Annotated in this window: 13 protein-coding genes and 1 pseudogene; 4 read left to right on the top strand and 10 right to left on the bottom strand. The window is 70.6% G+C overall.

The genetic code is table 11. From position 1 onward, the window contains the following. Window positions 1–29: 29 nt before the first annotated feature. Entirely contained in the window at window positions 30–3,170 is a 3,141-nt protein-coding gene (locus tag AAFF41_RS27020) for an NACHT domain-containing protein (RefSeq protein ID WP_343324752.1), read from the bottom strand. 493 nt (window positions 3,171–3,663) lie between these two features. Here AAFF41_RS27020 and AAFF41_RS27025 point away from each other — a divergent pair, with 493 nt between their 5' ends. Continuing rightward, a complete protein-coding gene (locus tag AAFF41_RS27025; protein WP_054237512.1) occupies window positions 3,664–4,254 on the top strand; it encodes a M23 family metallopeptidase in 591 nt (196 codons plus the stop codon). On the opposite strand, the gene AAFF41_RS27030 is transcribed toward AAFF41_RS27025, so the two are convergent. Continuing rightward, complete coding sequence (locus AAFF41_RS27030; RefSeq protein ID WP_319751827.1) at window positions 4,251–4,862, bottom strand: TetR/AcrR family transcriptional regulator; 612 nt, start codon at window positions 4,860–4,862, stop codon at window positions 4,251–4,253. The genes AAFF41_RS27025 and AAFF41_RS27030 overlap by 4 nt on opposite strands. Before the next feature lie 150 nt (window positions 4,863–5,012). Here AAFF41_RS27030 and AAFF41_RS27035 point away from each other — a divergent pair, with 150 nt between their 5' ends. After that, window positions 5,013–6,605: an MDR family MFS transporter gene (locus AAFF41_RS27035; RefSeq protein WP_319751826.1), complete on the top strand. Its 1,593-nt coding sequence runs from the start codon at window positions 5,013–5,015 to the stop codon at window positions 6,603–6,605. 697 nt (window positions 6,606–7,302) lie between these two features. Here the strand turns inward: AAFF41_RS27035 and cseC are convergent. From cseC to AAFF41_RS27060, 5 genes and pseudogenes are all read right to left on the bottom strand, one after another. Further along, window positions 7,303–8,627: pseudogene (cseC, locus tag AAFF41_RS27040) on the bottom strand (two-component system sensor histidine kinase CseC). A gap of 308 nt (window positions 8,628–8,935) precedes the next feature. After that, window positions 8,936–9,640 carry a two-component system response regulator CseB gene (gene cseB / locus AAFF41_RS27045; protein ID WP_054228674.1) on the bottom strand — a complete coding sequence of 235 codons (705 nt, stop codon included), beginning with the start codon at window positions 9,638–9,640 and terminating at the stop codon, window positions 8,936–8,938. 19 nt (window positions 9,641–9,659) lie between these two features. After that, the gene (locus AAFF41_RS27050) at window positions 9,660–10,310 is read right to left on the bottom strand and encodes a hypothetical protein (protein ID WP_388409302.1); all 651 of its coding nucleotides are present in this window, start codon (window positions 10,308–10,310) and stop codon (window positions 9,660–9,662) included. Further along, window positions 10,298–10,837 carry a SigE family RNA polymerase sigma factor gene (locus AAFF41_RS27055; RefSeq protein WP_060898668.1) on the bottom strand — a complete coding sequence of 180 codons (540 nt, stop codon included), beginning with the start codon at window positions 10,835–10,837 and terminating at the stop codon, window positions 10,298–10,300. Before AAFF41_RS27055 ends, AAFF41_RS27050 begins: the two co-directional genes overlap by 13 nt. Before the next feature lie 266 nt (window positions 10,838–11,103). Continuing rightward, window positions 11,104–12,024 (bottom strand): HhH-GPD family protein, encoded by a 921-nt coding sequence (locus AAFF41_RS27060; RefSeq protein WP_319751823.1) that lies wholly within the window; start codon window positions 12,022–12,024, stop codon window positions 11,104–11,106. A gap of 337 nt (window positions 12,025–12,361) precedes the next feature. On the opposite strand from AAFF41_RS27060, the gene AAFF41_RS27065 reads away from it, so the two are divergent. Continuing rightward, a complete protein-coding gene (locus AAFF41_RS27065; protein WP_319751822.1) occupies window positions 12,362–13,204 on the top strand; it encodes a hypothetical protein in 843 nt (280 codons plus the stop codon). Window positions 13,205–13,370: 166 nt separating this feature from the next. Here the strand turns inward: AAFF41_RS27065 and disA are convergent, their stop codons facing one another. Together disA and radA are read right to left on the bottom strand one after the other, a co-directional pair. Continuing rightward, window positions 13,371–14,495, bottom strand: a complete 1,125-nt coding sequence (gene disA, locus AAFF41_RS27070) for a DNA integrity scanning diadenylate cyclase DisA (protein ID WP_054228678.1) — start codon at window positions 14,493–14,495, stop codon at window positions 13,371–13,373. Between the two features lie 79 nt (window positions 14,496–14,574). Continuing rightward, a complete protein-coding gene (gene radA / locus AAFF41_RS27075) occupies window positions 14,575–15,984 on the bottom strand; it encodes a DNA repair protein RadA (RefSeq protein ID WP_067373622.1) in 1,410 nt (469 codons plus the stop codon). A 204-nt stretch (window positions 15,985–16,188) separates the two neighbouring features. On the opposite strand from radA, the gene AAFF41_RS27080 reads away from it, so the two are divergent. After that, window positions 16,189–17,979, top strand: a complete 1,791-nt coding sequence (locus AAFF41_RS27080; protein WP_319751821.1) for a BACON domain-containing protein — start codon at window positions 16,189–16,191, stop codon at window positions 17,977–17,979. Between the two features lie 46 nt (window positions 17,980–18,025). Here AAFF41_RS27080 and AAFF41_RS27085 read toward each other — a convergent pair whose 3' ends face one another. Then, window positions 18,026–18,886, bottom strand: a complete 861-nt coding sequence (locus AAFF41_RS27085; protein ID WP_425526167.1) for a DUF3109 family protein — start codon at window positions 18,884–18,886, stop codon at window positions 18,026–18,028. Window positions 18,887–18,901 lie beyond the last annotated feature (15 nt).

The raw sequence follows: 18,901 nt of genomic DNA on the forward strand, positions 1-18,901 counted from the left end.
GGGACCTCGGTCCCGGGGCAGCCCCTTTTTCACACCACGCTGTCCGTTTTCTCGATGGTGACGGCCGCGGTGTCCGGGAGGAACGCCAGGAGATGTTCCGGTACGTCGGTCACGTCCGGGGCGAGATGGAACGTGACCCTGCGCAGGCCGGGAAAGAGGGCCGCGACATTTGAGAGGTCTTCGTTTCCTGTGAACGTGTTGAGCCGCAGTCTCGTCACGTTCGGCAGTACCGGACCAGCGCTCCACCCGACGGCATTCCAGTTCACACGAAGTTCTTGTAGAGCGGGAAGCCGGGTGATCTCTGCGAAGTCCTCGGGGGTGAGGATTTCGGGGAGTGTGGCCAGACTCAGCTGCTTCAGCGAGTGCATATGACGCAGGCCGCGCAATCCGGTGTGCCGCAGAGCGTTCCTGGTGAACCGCAGATACGTCAGCGGCAGATTCCGGGGGAGTACCTCATCGAGGGAGTCTGCGTGCAACGGGAAGCCGATGTCGAGCAGGCGCAGAGTGCGGGATGCCGAGAGCGGTGCCAACGCTTCCGGATTCTCGAGTCCGGGCAACCCGGCGAGCAAAAGCCATTTCAGGGGCAGCCCGGCGAGCGGAGTGAGGTCGTCGACGTACGGGCTGCCGCCGCTGACGTCCAGATGTACGAGCCGTGCCTGATCCGACAGGAAGCTCAGATCACGCAGGACGCGGTTGTCGCGTACGACGAGTTTGGACAGCTGGTCCGGCAGCAGCCCCTCGCGTATGTCGTCCGCGTCGATGTCCCCGACGACCTGGAGCATGGGTCGGCCGCCGAGGTCGCGCAGGGCGCGCAGCTGGTCGGCGGTGTGCGCGCAGAAGTACAGGTCGTCCGGTGGTAGATGGGCGACGACGTCGGCCGTGTAACGCCGGGTGTCGAACCGGTGGGCGGTCCAAGAGAGTTGGGCCCGTACGGGCAGCGACGGATGCGACCGGAAGCGGGCCAGGACCGGGAGCGCCGCGTCCGTGCCGATGAGCGACGCGGTGATGACCACGGCCCTGGCCTCGCCGTCGGTGAGCCCCTCGGGGCCTGGCAGCAGCTCCAGGACGAGCGGGCCCGCGTCGGCGAGGGTGCGGGCCTCCTCGGCCGTACGGGGCGGGATGAGCGAGGAGGCGTTCCGCTCCACGGCCGCGCGGACGTGGGGGTCGAGTTCCGTGGCGTGTTCCAGCGCGGCCAGGGCGAGAAGTCGTATACGCGTACCCGCCGTTCCGGACGTCTCCTCGGCGGATTGGGTCAAGTCGGCCAGGAGGGTGGCCCGTTCGCGGGGGCGGGCGTGGGCGACCGCCATCCGGATGACGTCCGACCACTGGGAGTCGAAGGCGTTGCGCGCCAGCAGCCCGAAGTCCCCGTCCTCCACCGCCGCCCGCGCGCCCAGGTAGTCCTGGAAGGTGCGGTGGACGAACTCGACGGTGCCGAGGGTGGGTTCGCGGAGCAGGCCGCTGCGGACGAGAAGGTGGCGCAGGATCGCCGGGGCGTCGCCCTGCGCGGCGGCGGACGGGAGGGACGGCAGGACGTCGGCGACGATGCGTTCGGCACGGTCGCGGTCCATCTCGGACTGGTTGTTGCGGATGAGCCAGTAGGCCAGGCGCTGGAGGAGCTGGACCTGCGGGAGTTCCGTGAGGTGGATGCCGCCGGCGCGTTCGGGCGCGAACATGTCGCGCTCCTCGTCACGGCGCGACAGCAGCATGGACAGGGCAGCGTCGTACAACTCCTGTCGGCCGTGCGGCAGATAGCCCCGCCGGTCGCGGTGCAGCGCGCAGATCAGCCCGCACATCAGCGGATTGGTGGCGAGTCGGCCGAGGTCGGGCTTGGTGCCGACGGCGGTGAGGAGGGAGTGCTCGTAGCCGTCGAGACGGTCGGTGTCCGGGGCGTCGAGCCGGGCGGCCGTGTGCCAGCGGCGGATGAAGGCGGTGACGTCGTCGCGGCTCATGGGGGTGAGGGCGAGCTCGGTGAAGCCGTCGGGGGTGAGCCAGTCCTCGCGGACGGCCGAGGGGCGGGAGGTCACCAGCCACTGGTTGCCGGGATAGACGTCCAGCAGTTCGCGCAGCCAGCGGCGGGTCCGCTCACGGTCGCGTTCGGGGATCTCGTCGATGCCGTCGACGAGGAGCAGTCCGCGCCCGGCGCCGAGGACGCGGTCGCTCCAGCCGTCCGGCTGGGTGGCGTGGAAGGGCACGCGGGCGGCGGCGAGGAAACCGTCGGGTTCCGGGAGTCCGTCGGGGCGGCGTACGAGGGTGCGCAGGGGCAGGACGAACGGGATCCGGTCGCCGCGCTCGCCCCGGGCCGCGGTCACGGCCAGCCACTGCACGAGGGTGGTCTTGCCGGAGCCGGCCACTCCGCGCAGCAGCACCAGGTCCTGTTCGGCGAGGGCCTGTTCGGCGGGGAGGGTGCTGCCGGCGGCCGCGATGTGTGTCCCGCCCGGGCCGGTCGCCTCCGCGTCCTCGGTGGTCCGTACGGCCCGCAGGCTGAGGTAGGCGGCGTCGAGGGGCCAGCGCTCGGGGGAGTTGACGAGATCGATGCCGTAGATGGTGAGCCGGCTGTGCTTGGTCGCGACGTACGCGAGGTACCGCTGTTCGAAGGCGGGATCCGCGCCGCCGGGCGGCGGAGTCCGCGCGATCAGCTCGTCGATCCTCGCGATGAGTTCGCTCTGCCTGCGGCTCTGCTCCACCAGTGTGCGGGCCACGAAGGCCGAGCGCTGGGTGAAGAAGTGCAGGATGTGCAGGCAGGCCGCGCTCAGGATCCGCTCGTAGAACAGGGTCGCGTCGAGGGAGAGGTCCCGCTCGGGGTTGCCGCTCGCGGCGCGCAGCCGCAGGGCGAGCGCCTCGTGACCGAGTTCCACGGCCTGTACGTCGGTCATGGCGAGGTCGCCGAGGGCGTGCAGGGTGTCGGCGAGGGCGTGGACGACGGCCTGCTCCTCGTCGGAGGCCAGCGGGCGTTCCCCGGTGCGCAGGGCTCGTGCGACCAGCTCGGTGGCCAGCGTGGTCAGCTCTTTCTCCCCGAGGGTCCGTTTCTCTCCCCTGAAGGAGACGAACCCGGAGATCCGCAGTGGCTTCTCGACCAGCCCTGCGCCCGGCCCGTCCGCCACGAACAGCTTCCTGACGAGCGGCGCGACCACGCTCGAGGCCAGTTTGGCACCTACGGCTGCTGGTTCCATGACGCTCCCCCGGACGGCACGGTGACGGCTGCGCAGCTCACATTAGGGCCTCTCGCGGGTGGGGAGTGCGGTCGGGGTCGGGGGGTCCCGCACAGCCCTGCGACACGCCCTCGCGGTGACATGACGCACAGGCGATTTTTCCCGTACTAGGGCGGGTAGTAGGTGACGAGCGATGGGCAAAACGGACACAACGGTGCACAACCCCCATGGGGTGTGCGGTGCCGTGGTCGGTGGTGCGACGGGGCCGTATGACGTCGGAACGCAACGCCCGTATGTGGGGTTAAACGTCTCTACACTGAAAAATCGGACGTATTCGCCATGGAGTGGGGCGTCTGTCAAGAAGCTGGAAATTTTAGGGTGAACTACGATCTGGCGTCGTAGATGAGGACTTTGTGGGACGGCCAGGACTCGGGTTACCAAGGGATGGCCCACTCGGCGACGACTTGTCCGTCGGGTGGACCTGACCCCCGTCTCCGTTCCCACGAGGTTCCGCATGTCGAAGCGCGTCACGTCCCGCCACTCCCGTATGTCCCTGCTCCGCTCCAGGGCGGCCGTCCTGGCCGTCGGCGTGGGAGCCACGGCCGTACTGGGCGCCGGGGTCGCGGCCGCCGCCACCGAGGCGGCCCCGCAGGCCGCCGTGAAGACGGCCGCCACCAAGCCGGCCGCCTCCTGGGTCGACCCGGTGAAGAAGTACACGCTCTCCGCGGGCTTCAACCAGGCCGGCAACCTGTGGCAGCACAACCACTCCGGGCAGGACTTCGCCGTGCCCACCGGTACCGAGGTCGTCGCCGCGCACGGCGGCACAGTCGTCAAGGCCGGCGGCAACGGCGCCGGTGACGGTCCCGCGTACGGCAACGCCGTCGTCATCAAGCACGGCAACGGGACCTACTCGCAGTACGCCCACCTGTCCCGGATAGACGTGCGGATCGGGCAGGTCGTCGCGACCGGCCAGCACATCGCGCTCTCCGGCAGCACCGGCAACTCCACCGGCCCGCACCTGCACTTCGAGATCCGTACGACCCCGAACTACGGTTCCGCGGTCAACCCGGTCGTCTTCCTGCGCGCCCAGGGCGTGACCGTCTAAGACGCTTCAGGGGCGACGACGGCGCCACCGTGCGCCTGCGTCACCAAGTCGATCGCGACCTCCAGGACAGCCTTGCGCTTCTCCTCGGGGTCGCCTTCGACGTCCTTGAGCAAAAACATCCCGGCGTGCATCGAGAACAGCGCGCTGATGCAGCGCACCTGGTCCGTCAGATCGGCGTCCGGCTCCTTGAGCAGGCCGACCATCCGGATCATGCGGTCCTTGAAGTCCTCGCCCGTGCGGAGCTCGCGGACGGCGGCCTGGTTCTCCTGCATGAAGCGGAAGAGCGGGGCCGCGTCGGCGAGCGCGTTGCTGTAGCGGCGCAGGATCTCCTGCTTCGTCTCCAGCGTGCGAGGCTGCTGCCGCGCCCACTCGATCAGCTCGTCCATGGGCCGGGACAGGTCCTGGAAGAGACTGATGAGGATGTCTTCCTTGGTCTTGAAGTGGTAGTAGAGCGCCGCCTTCGTGACGTCGAGGTGCTCGGCGATCTCGCGCAGCGAGGTCTTCTCGTAGCCGTGCTCGGAGAAGAGTTCGAGGGCGACGTCCTGGATGCGCTGGCGGGTGTCCCCGCGGCGCTGTCGCTTGGTGCCGTCCATGGTGTCGCCGCCCATCCCTGTACTCCTCGCACTCCTTGAAACGTACGCGTCGTCCGACTGGCAATTCCAGGAAAACTTACTTGACGCCCGGCTAGTTACCGGTCTAACTTCCCTCAGTGTAGTCAACTTGCCGGGCGGCAAGTAAGTACCCAGGGGAGTGGAACCGTGGCGGACAACAAGGAAGCGGTCATAGAGACCGAGAAACAACCGCGCAGCGTACGCGTCGTGCTGCTCGCGCTCATGATCACAATGATGCTGGCCATGCTCGACAACATGATCGTGGGCACGGCGATGCCGACGATCGTGGGCGAGCTGGGCGGCCTCCAGCACCTGTCATGGGTCGTGACCGCGTACACGCTCGCGACCGCCGCCTCCACCCCCATCTGGGGCAAGCTCGGCGACATGTACGGGCGCAAGGGCGCCTTCATGACCTCGATCGTGATCTTCCTGGTCGGCTCCGCGCTCAGCGGTATGGCCCAGGACATGGGGCAGCTCATCGGCTTCCGTGCCGTTCAGGGACTGGGTGCCGGTGGTCTGATGGTCGGCGTCATGGCGATCATCGGTGACCTGATTCCGCCGCGGGAGCGCGGCAAGTACCAGGGCATGATGGCCGGCATCATGGCGCTCGCCATGATCGGCGGACCGCTCATCGGCGGCACCATCACCGACCACTGGGGCTGGCGCTGGTCCTTCTACATCAACCTGCCGCTCGGCATCGTCGCGCTCCTCGCCATCAGTGCCGTACTGCACCTGCCGAAGAAGCGTGTCCAGGCGAAGATCGACTACCTAGGCGCCGGACTGCTGGCCCTCGGTATCTCGTCCATCGTGCTGGTCACCACCTGGGGCGGCAGCGAGTACGCCTGGGGCTCGGCCAGGATCATGGAGCTCATCGGCATCGGTGTCGCCGCGCTGGTCGGCTTCGTCTTCGTGCAGACCAAGGCCGCCGCGCCGATCATGCCGCTGCACATCTTCCGCAGCCGCAACTTCACGCTGATGTCGATCATCGGCTTCATCACCGGCTTCGTGATGTTCGGCGCCACGCTCTTCCTGCCGCTGTACCAGCAGTCCGTGCAGGGCGCGTCCGCGACCAACTCCGGGCTGCTCCTGCTGCCGATGCTCGGCGCGATGCTGGTGACCTCGATGGTCGCCGGTCGGGTCACCACCGGCACCGGGCGCTACAAGGCCTTCCCGATCGTCGGCGGCGTCCTCATGGCGGTCGGCCTGTTCCTGCTTTCTCAGATGGACACCGCTACGACCCGGTTCACCTCCGGGCTGTACATGGCCGTACTCGGTCTCGGCATGGGCTGCCTGATGCAGATCACCATGCTGGTCGCGCAGAACAGCGTCGAGATGAAGGACATGGGCGTCGCGTCCTCGTCCACCACCCTCTTCCGTACGCTCGGCTCGTCCTTCGGCGTCGCGATCATGGGTGCGCTGTTCAACCAGCGGGTCCAGGACGTGATGACCGAGCGGGCCGGGGCGCTGGGGTCCAAGGTCACCGAGCAGTCGGCGCAGCTGGACGCGGCGAGCCTGGCCAAGCTGCCGGCCGCGGCGCGGGAGGCGTACCAGTACGCGGTGTCCTCCGGAACGCACTCCGCGTTCCTGCTGGGTGCGGTGGTGTCGGTGGGGGCGCTGGTGGCAGCGGTGTTCGTGAAGGAGGTTCCGCTTCGGGGGGCGGGGGCGCCGTCGCCGGAGGGTTCGGCCGAGGACGCGGTGAACGACTCGGCGCCGAAGCCGACCGTGGTCGAGACCGTCTGACTGGTCCGACCCGACGTCGCCCGATCCAACCCCGCTTGATCCGAAGACCCCCGGAGTGTCCGCCCCGGGGGTCTTCTCCTGTACGCACCTGGCGCCCCCCGAGCCTCCTCGCCCCCGCCGCCCCTACCCGTCCCATCCCCGGGGGCTCCGCCCCCGGCCCCCCGAATCGGCCTGAACGGCCTCGTCCTCAATCGCCGGACGGGCTGAATGATGATGGGGGCCGGGGTGGGTGGGGTAGCGCCTTCCGGTCTTGTCCTCAGGCGTCGGGGGGTGAGTGATGGGGGCCGGGGTGGGTGGGACAACGCCCCCGGCCTTGTCCTTGAACGCTGGACGGGTTGAAGGGTGTGGTCGTTGGGGTGTTGGCCTTCGGCCTTGTCCTCAAGTGCCGGATGGGCTCAGTGATGCGGGTCGGGGTGGGTGGGGTGTCGGCTTTCGGTCTCGTTCTCAAGTGCCGGACGGGCTGAGTGATGCGGGTCGGTGTTCGGCCTTGTGTGCGCAACGCCGGGCGAGCCGAGGTTTTTAGGGGCGCGGGGAACCGCGCGCCCAGCCCCGCCGGCCCGCGGCCGAACGAACCGGGTGGGCGGGCCGGGGAACGGGCCGAGCCGGGGCCGGCCGACGATGACGGCTCCCACGACGACTACGGCAAAAGCGACAGCAACGGCAACGGCAATAACAACCGGTACTCGCTACACCGGCATCAGGTCGGCAGCATCGGATAGCTGCCGGTGTTCGTCGGCGCGTGCTCCGGCAGCCACAGCACCGCGACCGCCCCCTCCGCAGGCACGTGCTCCGGGGCTCCCGCGGGCCGGACGTTGCGGAAGGTCAGCCGGGCACCGAGCACCCGGGCCTGACCGGCCGCGATGGTGAGGCCGAGGCCGTGACCGTGGCCCGAGCGGTCGCTGCTGCCGGTGCGGAAACGGCTGGGGCCCTCGGCGAGAAGCTCCCCGGGGAAGCCGGGACCGTGGTCGCGGACCCGGATGACCCGGCCCTCGACCGAGACCTCGATCGGCGGCTTGCCGTGCCGTGCCGCGTTGGCCAGCAGATTGAACAGCACGCGCTCCAGGCGGCGCGGATCCGTCGTGACCTCCGACTCGTGGATCACGCGTACGTCGACGTCGGCGTCCTTGGCGGCCACCCGCCGCGACACGAACTCGCCGAGCAGGATGTCCTGGAGTTCGGCCCGCTCGGAGGCGCCGTCCAGCCGCGCCACCTCGAGGACGTCCTCGACGAGGGTCCGCATCGCCTGGGCCCGGTCGCGGACGAGTTCCGTGGGGCGGCCGGGGGAAGGAGCTCCGCCGCCGTCAGCAGGCCGGTCACCGGCGTGCGCAGTTCGTGGGCGATGTCGGCGGTCACCCGGCGCTCGGCCTCGATGCGCTGCTGGAGCGCGTCCGCCATGGCGTCCACCGCGCGCGCGAGGTCATCGGTCTCGTCCCGCACGACCCCGCCGATCGCTTCCCGCACCCGTACGTCGGTCTCACCCTTGGCGACCTGGTTCGCCGCGGCGGCGGCCTTGCGCAGCCGGCGCGAGAGCTGGCCGCCGATCAGCACGCCGAGCGCGCTGCCGCCGAAGACGACCGCGATCGAGCCGATGATCAGCGCCTGGTCGAGGTCCTTCATGACGTCGGTGTTGCGGTCCGTGAAACCGGTGTGGAGCGAGAGGACGCGGCCGTCCTTGAGGGGTACGGCCGCCCAGATGTCCGGGACCCCGTTCGGACGGTCGGCCACAAAGGTGGCCCGCCGGCCCTGCATGACCTTCGCCAGCAGGTCCTTCGGAATGGCCGGGTCGTCGACCTTGACCCCGAAGGCCTGGGTCCGCCCGGACTCGTACATGCGCTCGGCGACCGTGATGCGCTCGTCCGCCAGGTCGCGCGAGTTGTCGAGCATCGAGACGCGCGCCGCGTTGTGCACGACGAGGCTGAGCGCGACCGCGACCAGCGCGCCGACCATGGCGATCGCCGCGCTGAGCTTCCACCGGATACCCGTGCGAATCCCGGAGTTCCCGGCGGCGGCCGGCCTACGCATGCCCACGGGCGCGCCGCGGCGGGCGGCTGGGCCCTGGCTGACGGGCGTGCCGCGACGAACGGGTGTGCCCCGGCCGTCGGCAGGTGCGTTCCAGCCGGTCCGACCGTTCCCGGTCACCGGACTGTTCCCCGTCACCGGGCCGTACCCGTCGGCCGGCCCGTGCCCGTCGGCAGGCCCATACCCGGCGGCCGGGCCGTACCCGTTGACCGGCCCGCGCCCGGCGTCCCCGTCGGCCGGTCTGCTGCGGCCGGTCGGGCCGTCGCCGCCCGCCGGAGTCCGGCGCCGAAATATCCCCCGCATATCCCTGCTCAGGCCTTCAACTTGTAGCCGAAACCACGGACCGTCTCGATCCGGTCCTGGCCGATCTTCGTCCGCAGCCGCTGCACGTGGACGTCGACGACACGGGTGTCCCCGCCCCAGCCGTAGTCCCACACGCGTTCGAGCAGCTTGTCGCGGCTCAGCACCGTACCCGGTGCGGAGGAGAACTCCAGCAGCAGCCGCATCTCGGTGGGCGTCAGAGCCACCGGCGTACCGCCCTTGTGGACTTCCATGCCCTCGGTGTCGATCTCCAGGTCACCGAAGGAGAGCATCCCGCCGTCGACGGACGAGGCCTCTTCAGGGGTTCCGTTCGGACCGCTCGCGTGTCCGAAACGGCGCAGCACGGCGCGGATCCGGGCGACCAGCACGGCCCCGTCGAAGGGCTTGGTCACATAGTCGTCGGCGCCCGCCTCCAGCCCCAGCACGACGTCGATCGAGTCGGCACGCGCGGACAGCATGATCACGGGGACGGTGGACTCGTCACGGATGCGGCGGCACAGCGAGACACCGTCGAGTCCGGGGACCATCACGTCCAGCAGGGCGATGTCGGGACGGTCGGCGCGGAACGCCTCCAGGCCCGAGAGCCCGTCGGGCATGGCCGTCACCGCGAAGCCGTCGCGCTCGAGAGCAAGCTGCGTGGCCTCGCGGATGACGTCGTCGTCCTCGACGAACAGGACGTGGGTCTGCTCTGCCATCCGGCTGCTCCGTCTGCGCTCAGTTGGCGGGAGCGGGCGTGTCGGCGCCGCCCACCGCGTTGCTGTAGTCGTTGTGCGTCCGGGACCTCTCGGTGAAGTGGGTCGCGGTCCACCCGTAGGTGATCACTTCTTCGCTGGAGGGGTATTCCACCGGGTCGCCCTTCTTGTACAACTGCTGGGTGATCACCAGGTCGCCCCGGTCGATCTCCGCGTAGACCGGCGGCTCCTCGGTCTTGAAGACATTCTCGTACCTGCCGCTTTCCTCGCGGTAGACGTACGATCCGATCCCCACGGCATCCCCGCAGGTCATGACGTTGACCACGACGTCGTCGGTGGTTCCTCCGGTGAGATCCCCGTACGACACGTCGACCGGGTACTCGTCGGCGACGCACGGTTTCGTCAGCGCGCTCTTGACCGAGTCGCTGACCTCCGGGTCGTCCTTGACGAGCTTGACCGCGTCCACGCGCTTGGGTGTCTTGGACGGGGGAGCGGAGGCCGCGCGGCTCGGGGCCCCCTTCGCCACCGCCTCACTGCTCGCCGGGCCCTCGTCGCGGGCGCCCGTGCCACCCGTGGCGCAGGCGGTCAGGAAAAGGCCGAGGGCGGCGAGCGCGGCCGTCACCACGCTCCCCGCCTTCAGGACCTGCCTGGCCCGAGTTCCTAGGCCGCGCAACGCTCCCGCTCCTCACGTTCGAGCGCGCGTGCGTCCAGGTCGCGGCTCTCCAGCTCCTCGCGGAGCCGGGCGAGCGCCCGGTGCAGCGTGCTCTTGACCGTTCCGGCCGACATGCCGAGGGCGGCGGCCGTCTCCTCCGTGGACATCTGCTCCCAGTGTCGCAGCACCACGACGCTGCGTTGCTTGGGAGCGAGAACCTTCATGATGTCCATAAGGAGCGCCCGGTCCGCGTGCTGCTCGGTCGAGTCGTCGACGCAGGCGTCCGGGAGCTGCTCGGTGGGCACCTCTTCGAGTTTCCGCGCCCGCCACCACTCGGTCCGCGTATTGATCATCACGCGGCGCAGATAGGCGTCCGCGAGCCGCTTGTCCGCGATGCCGTCCCAGCGGCCGTACGTCCGTACGAGCGCGGTCTGCAGAAGGTCCTGGGCGTCGACGGGGTCGGGGACCAGGCGACGGGCACTGCGCAGCAGCGCGTCCTGCCGAGTGCGGACGTACTCCTCGAATTCGAGCACCTCGCCGTGCGCCATGATCAACCGCCTCCATCCCCGTTTCCGACCTGGCTCGCGCCTGCTGCCGGTTGTCCGTTTCCTGTGTCCCGCTGTCGTTCTGCTGTGTGTGCGGTACGGAAATGAAGCTACGGAGGCGTTGTCACGGGGTTGTCCGAGGCAGCCTTCGGTGAGCGCTCGGCTGTACGTCGGTTGTGTAACGGATGTATGAGGTGGGTAAGGCGGTGTGGTTACAAGTCCCGGTTGGGGTGGTTTTGCGGGTGTGACCGGTGTCCTGGGGGCGGTGACTAGGTCAGGGGCAGCCGATACAAACCACCGGGGAGCGGCTCCACGAGTCCGTCGGCGACGAGTCCGTCGAGGGCGCGGGCCCGCTGCACGGGCTCGTCCCACACGCGATCGAGCACGGACTGTGGGACCGGGCCGACGGACTCCCTCAGTACGGCGAGGAGTTTGCCGCGCACCTGGCGGTCCGTGCCCGCGTACGTCTGGCCGCGCCGCGCCGGGCCGTCGTGCGCCGGCTTGCCCGCCAGCCGCCATGCGCACTGCGCGGCGATCGGGCAGCGGTGGCAGGCCTCGTTCTTCGCGGTGCAGATCAGTGCGCCGAGCTCCATGGAGGCGGCGGCCCAGCGGGAGGCGGTGCCCTCGTTCTCGGGCAGGAGGGCACGGGCGAGCTTGCGTTCGGCGGCGGTGGTGGCGTTCGGCGGGTACTGCACGCCGGTGACGGCCCGTGCGAACACCCTCCGGACATTCGTGTCCAGCACGGCATGCCGCTGCCCGTACGCGAACGAGGCGACGGCGGCGGCCGTGTACTCCCCGATACCGGGCAGCGCGAGCAGCTGAGCGTGCTCGGTGGGTACGTCGCCGCCGTGCCGTTCCGTTATGGCGACCGCGGCGCCGTGCAGCCGGAGCGCACGGCGGGGGTAGCCGAGCCGGCCCCAGGCGCGGACGGCTTCACCCGGAGCCTCCTTGGCCAGGTCGGCGGGGCGGGGCCAGCGGGCGACCCACTGCTCGTACACGGGCAGGACACGGCTCACCGGGGTCTGCTGCAACATGAACTCACTGACCATCACGCCCCAGGGGCCGGCGTCGGGTCGGCGCCAGGGGAGGTCGCGGGCGTGCTCGTCGAACCAGGTGATCACCGGTTCGTGCAGGGTCTTGCCGGGGGCGTCGGGCTGGGGGCTGGGTGTGGGCATGGTGGGTGCAGTCATGGCGGTTCCGATCCTGCCATGCGGGGGTGGGACTACGCGGTTTCCTCCGAGGCGCGGAGGAGTGGCTTTTCGCCCCGGCCTCAGACGGGCTCCTTCGCCCGCGGGGCGGTGGGGGCCGGTCGCGCCCACGCGGCGGAGCCGCGCAATGTCACAGTCCCTCGCCCCTGAAGGGGTGCTCCGGTCGGCCGGAGGGCCGGGCCCGGCGGCCCCCGGAGGAAGGGAAGGGGCGGTGTGGGGGCAACTCGACCGGTGTGCCGGAATGATGATCCGGAAAAGTTGACGTTCAGGGCGGCGGGTGGGGCGAGCGCGGGCGTGGATCTCTCGTACAGTTTGCGCCGTGGGATCTATGCGCAATCCGGTCGGGCCACTTCCCTCCACCATCTACTGGCGTCGGAGGGTCGTTCTGCTGTCCGTGGTAGCGCTGTTGGCGCTGCTGATCGCCTGGGTCGTCAGCAGCGGCGGCGGAGGCGGCAAGAAGAACGCGGACGGGTCCAACGGGAAGAACCCCGTGCAGACGATCACCCCGGGCCCCTCCGGTTCCGGACCCGCGATCAGCCAACACCCGGGCGGCCGCGACGAGTCCAGCCCCGGCGCGACTGCCGGCACGGCAAGCGGCGGCAGCAGTGGCAGTGGCGGCAGCAGTGGCAGTGGCGGCAGCAGTGGCACTGGTAGTGGAGACGGGTCCGGTGGCACCGGCAGCGCGGGCGGTGGTGGCTCGGAAGGCGGTTCCGGCGGTGGAACCAGCTCCGGGGATCAGGTCCCGGCCGGCTCCACCCTCCCCAACTGCACCGCGGGTGCCGTCAAGTTGACCCTGCGCAGCGTGCACAACACGTACGCCCCCGGCGACAAGCCCTCGATCGAGCTGATCGCGAAGAACTCCTCCGCCAGTGACTGCAAGGTCGATCTCGGCCCGAAGAGCGCGGTCCTGACGATCACTCAGGCCGGCGGCGACAAGAGCTTCTGGTCCTCGAGCGACTGCCCCAAGGACGCGGCCAGTCTCTACTTCCGCGTTCCGGCCGGCGACCAGGTGACCTACACGGTCGACTGGGACCGCACGGCCAGCGCCGCCCAGTGCGCCACACCTCCGGCGGGTTCGGCGACCGCGGGCACCTATCTGGTGGAGGCGAAGGCACCGGGCCTGGCGAAGGCGACGACGTCGTTCGTGCTGTCCCAGGACTGAGCGCGGGGGCGGGAGCCCCCGCGCTCTCGAGGGCCGAGGCCTGCGGTCACGCCCGCCCGGCCCGCACACGCCCTTCAAACGCGCCCGGCCCCGTAAGACTTGGCACGTAAGACGACGTGGCACGTAATACATGGCACGTAAGACATGGCCCGTCACACGGCGTGCGTCAGACGTAGCGCTCCAGGATCGACGACTCCGCCAGTCGCGACAGCCCCTCACGGACGCTGCGCGCCCGCGCCTCGCCCACCCCGTCGACCGCCTGAAGGTCGTCCACGCTCGCGGCGAGGAGCTTCTGCAGACCGCCGAAGTGCTCCACGAGGCGGTCGATGATCGCGCCGGGCAGACGCGGGACCTTGGCAAGGAGGCGGAAGCCGCGCGGGGAGACCGCCGAGTCGAGCGCCTCGGGGGAGCCGGTGTAGCCCAAGGCTCTCGCCACCGTGGGCAGTTCGAGGAGCTCGGAGTGGGCCAGGGCGTTCAGGTCGGAGAGGGCCTCGTCGACCGTGCGGGAGCGCTTCGCGGTCGGCTCCGGCACGTAGTCCCGGACCACGAGCTCCCGCTCGGGCTCCACGCCCGCGATCAACTCGTCCAGCTGGAGGGCGAGCAGACGCCCGTCCGTGCCCAACTCCACCACGTACTCGGCGATCTCCGTGGCGATGCGCCGCACCATCTCCAGGCGCTGCGCCACCGCCGACACGTCCCGGACGGTGACCAGGTCCTCGATCTCCAGCGCGGAGAGCGTGCCCGCGACCTCGTCGAGGCGGAGCTTGTAGCGCTCCAGGGTCGCGAGGGCCTGGTTGGCGCGGGAGAGGATCGCGGCGGAGTCCTCCAGGACGCGGCGCTGACCGTCGACGTACAGCGCGATCAGACGCATCGACTGGGAGACCGAGACGACGGGGAAGCCGACCTGCTTGCTCACCCGGTCCGCCGTGCGGTGCCGGGTGCCGGTCTCCTCCGTCGGGATCGTCGGATCGGGCACGAGCTGGACGCCCGCCCGCAGGATCTTGGTGATGTCCTTGTCGACGACGATGCCGCCGTCGAGCTTGCACAGCTCGCGCAACCGGGTCGCCGTGAAGTCGACGTCCAGGACGAAACCGCCCGTGCACATCGACTCGACGGTCTTGTCCCAGCCGAGCACGATGAGTCCGCCGGTGTTCCCGCGGAGGATCCGCTCGAGCCCGTCGCGCAGGGCCGTGCCAGGTGCCACGGCGCTCAGTGAGGCGCGCATCAGGCCATCGGCACCGGAGCTCCCACCGGACTTTCCGGGAGCTGCTGCCCGGTCGTTGGCTGCCACTGCACTCCTCCGGTCGCGGGTTTCCGGTCGCCCAAGAATCGTCCAAGGTTCGTACGGACGGGCGAGACCAGGGCAAAGTCTACCGGCGCTGCTCCTCGTCCCGTGGGGCCTCTCTGCGACGGGAGCGTGGAAGGACCCGCAGCGCCTCGCCCATGTCGGCGACTTCCAGGACCTTCATACCGGCGGGGATCTTGCCCGGATCGCTGGGAACGAGGGCGTGGGTGAAGCCCAGACGGTGGGCTTCGGCGAGCCTCCGCTGCACTCCCGTGACCCGTCTGACCTCGCCCGCGAGCCCTACTTCGCCGATCGCCACGAGGTTCTTGGGGAGAGGGGTGTCACTCGCCGCCGACGCGAGCGCGAGGGCGATCGCGAGGTCCGCGGCGGGCTCGGAGAGCTTCACGCCGCCCACCGTCGCCGAGTAGATGTCCCGCTTCCCGAGGGCGCTGATCCGGCCCCGCTGCTCCAGGACCGCCAACATCATCGAGACCCGGGAGGTCTCCAGGCCGGACGTCGTACGACGCGGGGAGGGGATCTGGGAGTCGACGGTGAGGGCCTGCACCTCGGCCACCAGCGGGCGGCGGCCCTCCAGGGTGACGGTCAGGCAGGTGCCGGGGACGGGCTCGGCACGGCGGGTCAGGAAGAGGCCGGAGGGGTCCGCGAGGCCCGTGATGCCCTCGTCGTGCAGCTCGAAGCAGCCGACCTCGTCCGTCGTCCCGTACCGGTTCTTGACCCCTCGGACGAGACGCAGGCGCGCGTGGCGGTCGCCCTCGAAGCTCAGGACGACGTCCACCAGGTGTTCGAGCAGGCGGGGGCCCGCGATCGCGCCGTCCTTGGTGACATGGCCCACAAGGAGCGTGGACATGCCGCGCTCCTTGGAGGCACGGATGAGCGCCCCGGCGACCTCCCGGACCTGGGCCATGCCGCCGGGCGCCCCGTCGATCTCCGGAGAGGCGACGGTCTGGACCGAGTCCAGGATGAGGAGCGAGGGCTTCACGGCGTCCAAGTGGCCGAGCACGGCGGCCAGGTCGGTCTCCGCCGCCAGATACAGGTGGTCGTCGATCGCCTTGATGCGGTCGGCGCGCAGACGGACCTGGCTGGCCGACTCCTCACCCGTCACGTACAGCGTGCGGTGCTCGTCGCTCGCCGCCTTCGCCGCCACGTCCAGGAGGAGCGTGGACTTGCCCACACCGGGCTCGCCCGCGATCAGGACGACCGCGCCGGGCACGAGACCGCCGCCCAGGACGCGGTCCAGTTCGGGTACGCCGGTGGAGCGGGCCGTGGCCTGGCGGCCGTCGACCTGCCCGATCGGCACCGCGGAGGTGGTGACGCGGCCCGGTGTCGTCGTACGGACCGCGGGCGCGCCGTACTCCTCGACCGTGCCCCACGCCTGGCACTCGGGGCAGCGGCCCAGCCATTTGGCCGTCTGCCATCCGCACTCGGTGCAGCGGTAGGACGGCCGGTCCTTCGCGGTTTTCGTACGGGCAGCCATGACGGAACCGTAGCCGAGAGGACTGACAGCACGGGCGGGCCCGCCCGGCGAGGCATCTGCCATGGCCTGCCGTTGCCGCCTGTGACGGTGTGGGCCACGGAATCGGAGGGTCCTGTCCCCTTTTGAGGGATCGTTTCACCCGTACGGATTAAATGTGCTCAAGGGGGAAGAAGGGGCCACCCCGGGGCACCTACGGTCGCACGGGTGATGAGCAGCAGTCCGGAGACCTCCACGCACACCACCGGTGCACACCGGGCGCACGGAGATGCGCGCAAGCGGGTGACCGCGCCCCGTGGCGCGCACACCCGCACCCTGGCTCAGCGCCCTCCCGCGCGCTACGAGCCCTACTTGGACGGCCTTTTCACCTACTGCCTGTCCGTGCTGTGCGACCACGACGAGGCCACCGCCGCCCTCGGGGACGCCCTCGCGCTGGCCGAGCGCCGTGGTCACCGTGGCCCGGTGTCCGCGGACGACCGCAGGGCCTGGCTGTACGCCCTCGCCCGCTGGTCCTGTCTGCGCAAGCTGACCGAGGCCCGGCGCAGGCGCCAGGCGGCCCACGCCTCCGGCCGGCGTGCGCCCGCCAAGGGGCACAAGGCCCTCTTCAAGGGGCACAGGGAAGCCGCCGACCGGCATGCGGCCGAGGCGCTGAGCACCCCGGTCTCCGAGGAGGCGCAGGACCGGCGTCGGCACGAACTCGCGCTGCTGGCCTGGCCGGAGGCGGCCGGCACCACCCCCGAGCAGCGCGAGGCGCTCGAACTCGCGGTGCGCCACCAGCTTGCCGCCGCCGAGGTCGCCGCCGTCCTCGGCCTGGACCTCGTCAAGGCGCGCGAACTGCTCGCCACCGCCGCCTGCGAGGTCGAACGCACCCGCGCCGCCCTCGCCGTCGTGGAGACCGGCACCTGTCCGAGCGTCGGCCGCCTCACCGGCGACAACCAGCTCGTCCTGAGCACCACCCTGCGCCGGGAGCTGGTCCGGCACGTCGACGACTGTCCGCGCTGCCGCCGCACCGCCGAGCGCGCCGCGCCCGGCGCCTGGCCCGGCACCACCGTCACGCCCGCCGCGCTCCCCGTCCTCGAGGCCCCGCGCGCGGCCCTGCACATCGCGATGGCACACGTCCCGCGCGCACGGGGTGCCGCTCCACGCTTCGACCGGCGCGGTTTCCCCGTGGACCCCAAGGACCACGCCGCCCGCCGGGACCGTCTTCGCGCGCGTGCCGTCACGACGACCGTCGTCGCCACCGTCGTCGCCGCACCCGTCCTGGCCCTCTGGGCGGCCTACCGTGGCGAGCCTCTCACCGGCGAGGGCGCCGACGGCCGCTCGATCACCGCGAGCGAGGCGCACGGCTCCGACGGCATCACCGGCGAGGAGGCGAGCGGGTACGAGAACGCCGGCAACGCCGGCGCCAGAGCCGACGCCCGTTTCACCAAGGGGAACCGCTCGCCCGACGTCTCCGTGGAGGTCATCAGCGCCCCCAGTGCGGGAAGCGGCGCCGGACACCTCTCGGTCCGGGCCTCGGGCAGCGGCGACACGACCCTGGTCACGCTCGCCGCCTCCGGGAACTCACCGGTCCACTGGTCGGCCGGGACGGGAGCCTCCTGGCTCTACTTCAGCCAGTCGTCGGGAACGCTGGCCCCAGGAGAAACGTTTACGATCAAGGTGTACGTCGATCATCTTCGCGAGCCGGTGGGCCCCTGGGGCGCGCGGGTGGCGATCGCACCGGCGGGAGCGGTGGTCACGATCGGGGGGTACGGAACAGCGGGTCCGTCCGCCCCGGCCGGCTCCGGCCCGACGCCCGGCCGTCCCACCCCGTCCGCCCCCGGCCCGACCCCGCCCGCCTCGGACCCGCCGCCGACGCCCAGCGACCCCCAGCCGACGCCCACGGACACCTCGTCCCCGCCCCCTTCGTCGGAGCCGTCGGGCCCGTCCAGCCCGTCGGACCCGGGCGGTTCGACGCCGCCGCCCGGCGACAGCTCCGCCCCGACCCCGTCCTCGTAACGCCCGCGGGGCGGGAAGGGGCGGGAAGGCGATGGACCGGGGGGTGTCAGGCGACCGGATCCGCGGGATGCGGCGCCAGCAACGGCAGCTGCGAGGCCAGCCGCTCCTCGCAGAGCTCGACCAGCCGCTCGTACCCCGCCTTGCCCATCAGCTCGATCAGTTCCGGGCGGTACGAGACGTACACCGGGTCGCCCGCGCCGTGTGCCGAGGTCGCCGACGTGCACCACCAGTGCAGGTCGTGGCCGCCCGGACCCCAGCCCCGGCGGTCGTACTCGCCGATGGAGACCTGGAGCACGCGCGTGTCGTCGGGCCGGTCGATCCACTCGTACGTCCGTCGCACGGGCAGCTGCCAGCAGACGTCCGGCTTGGTCTCCAGGGGCTCGCGCCCCTCCTTGATCGCCAGGATGTGCAACGAGCAGCCCGCGCCGCCGGCGAAGCCGGGCCGGTTCTGGAAGATGCACGAGCCCTGGTAGGGGCGGGTCTGGCGGTCGCCGTCCTCGTCCTCGGAGACCCAGCCGGTCTTCAGCCCCACGTCATGGTGCTGCCAGATGTCCGGCGTGAGCCGTGCCACGTGCCCGGCCACCCGCTTCTCGTCGTCCTCGTCGGAGAAGTGGGCCCCGAGGGTGCAGCAGCCGTCGTCGGCGCGACCGGCCTGGATGCCCTGGCAGCCGCTTCCGAAGATGCAGTTCCAGCGAGAGGTCAGCCATGTCAGATCGCACCGGAAGACCTGCTCGTCGTCGGCGGGATCCGGAAACTCCACCCATGCCCGAGCGAAGTCGAGCCCCTTCTCGTCGGACACGGTGGCCTTCTTCGGGGACTTTGTCGGGGACTTCTTGGACGCGGAGGTCTTCGCCTGCGAAGAACCCTGGGTCGATTTGTCGGGCTTCGCCTTTTTCGTCTTTGGCACCCGTCCAGGGTAAGT

Source organism: Streptomyces mirabilis, from assembly GCF_039503195.1.
In the GTDB taxonomy this organism is placed as follows: Bacteria; Actinomycetota; Actinomycetes; order Streptomycetales; family Streptomycetaceae; genus Streptomyces; species Streptomyces mirabilis_D.

Bases quoted from the DNA above. Each gene is read 5' to 3' on its own strand.
- cseB (WP_054228674.1), bottom strand. From the start codon at position 9,640: ATGGCAGAGCAGACCCACGTCCTGTTCGTCGAGGACGACGACGTCATC.
- AAFF41_RS27020 (WP_343324752.1), bottom strand. From the start codon at position 3,170: ATGGAACCAGCAGCCGTAGGTGCCAAACTGGCCTCGAGCGTGGTCGCG.
- AAFF41_RS27025 (WP_054237512.1), top strand. From the start codon at position 3,664: ATGTCGAAGCGCGTCACGTCCCGCCACTCCCGTATGTCCCTGCTCCGC.
- AAFF41_RS27030 (WP_319751827.1), bottom strand. From the start codon at position 4,862: ATGGGCGGCGACACCATGGACGGCACCAAGCGACAGCGCCGCGGGGAC.
- AAFF41_RS27055 (WP_060898668.1), bottom strand. From the start codon at position 10,837: ATGGCGCACGGCGAGGTGCTCGAATTCGAGGAGTACGTCCGCACTCGG.
- AAFF41_RS27060 (WP_319751823.1), bottom strand. From the start codon at position 12,024: ATGACTGCACCCACCATGCCCACACCCAGCCCCCAGCCCGACGCCCCC.
- radA (WP_067373622.1), bottom strand. From the start codon at position 15,984: ATGGCTGCCCGTACGAAAACCGCGAAGGACCGGCCGTCCTACCGCTGC.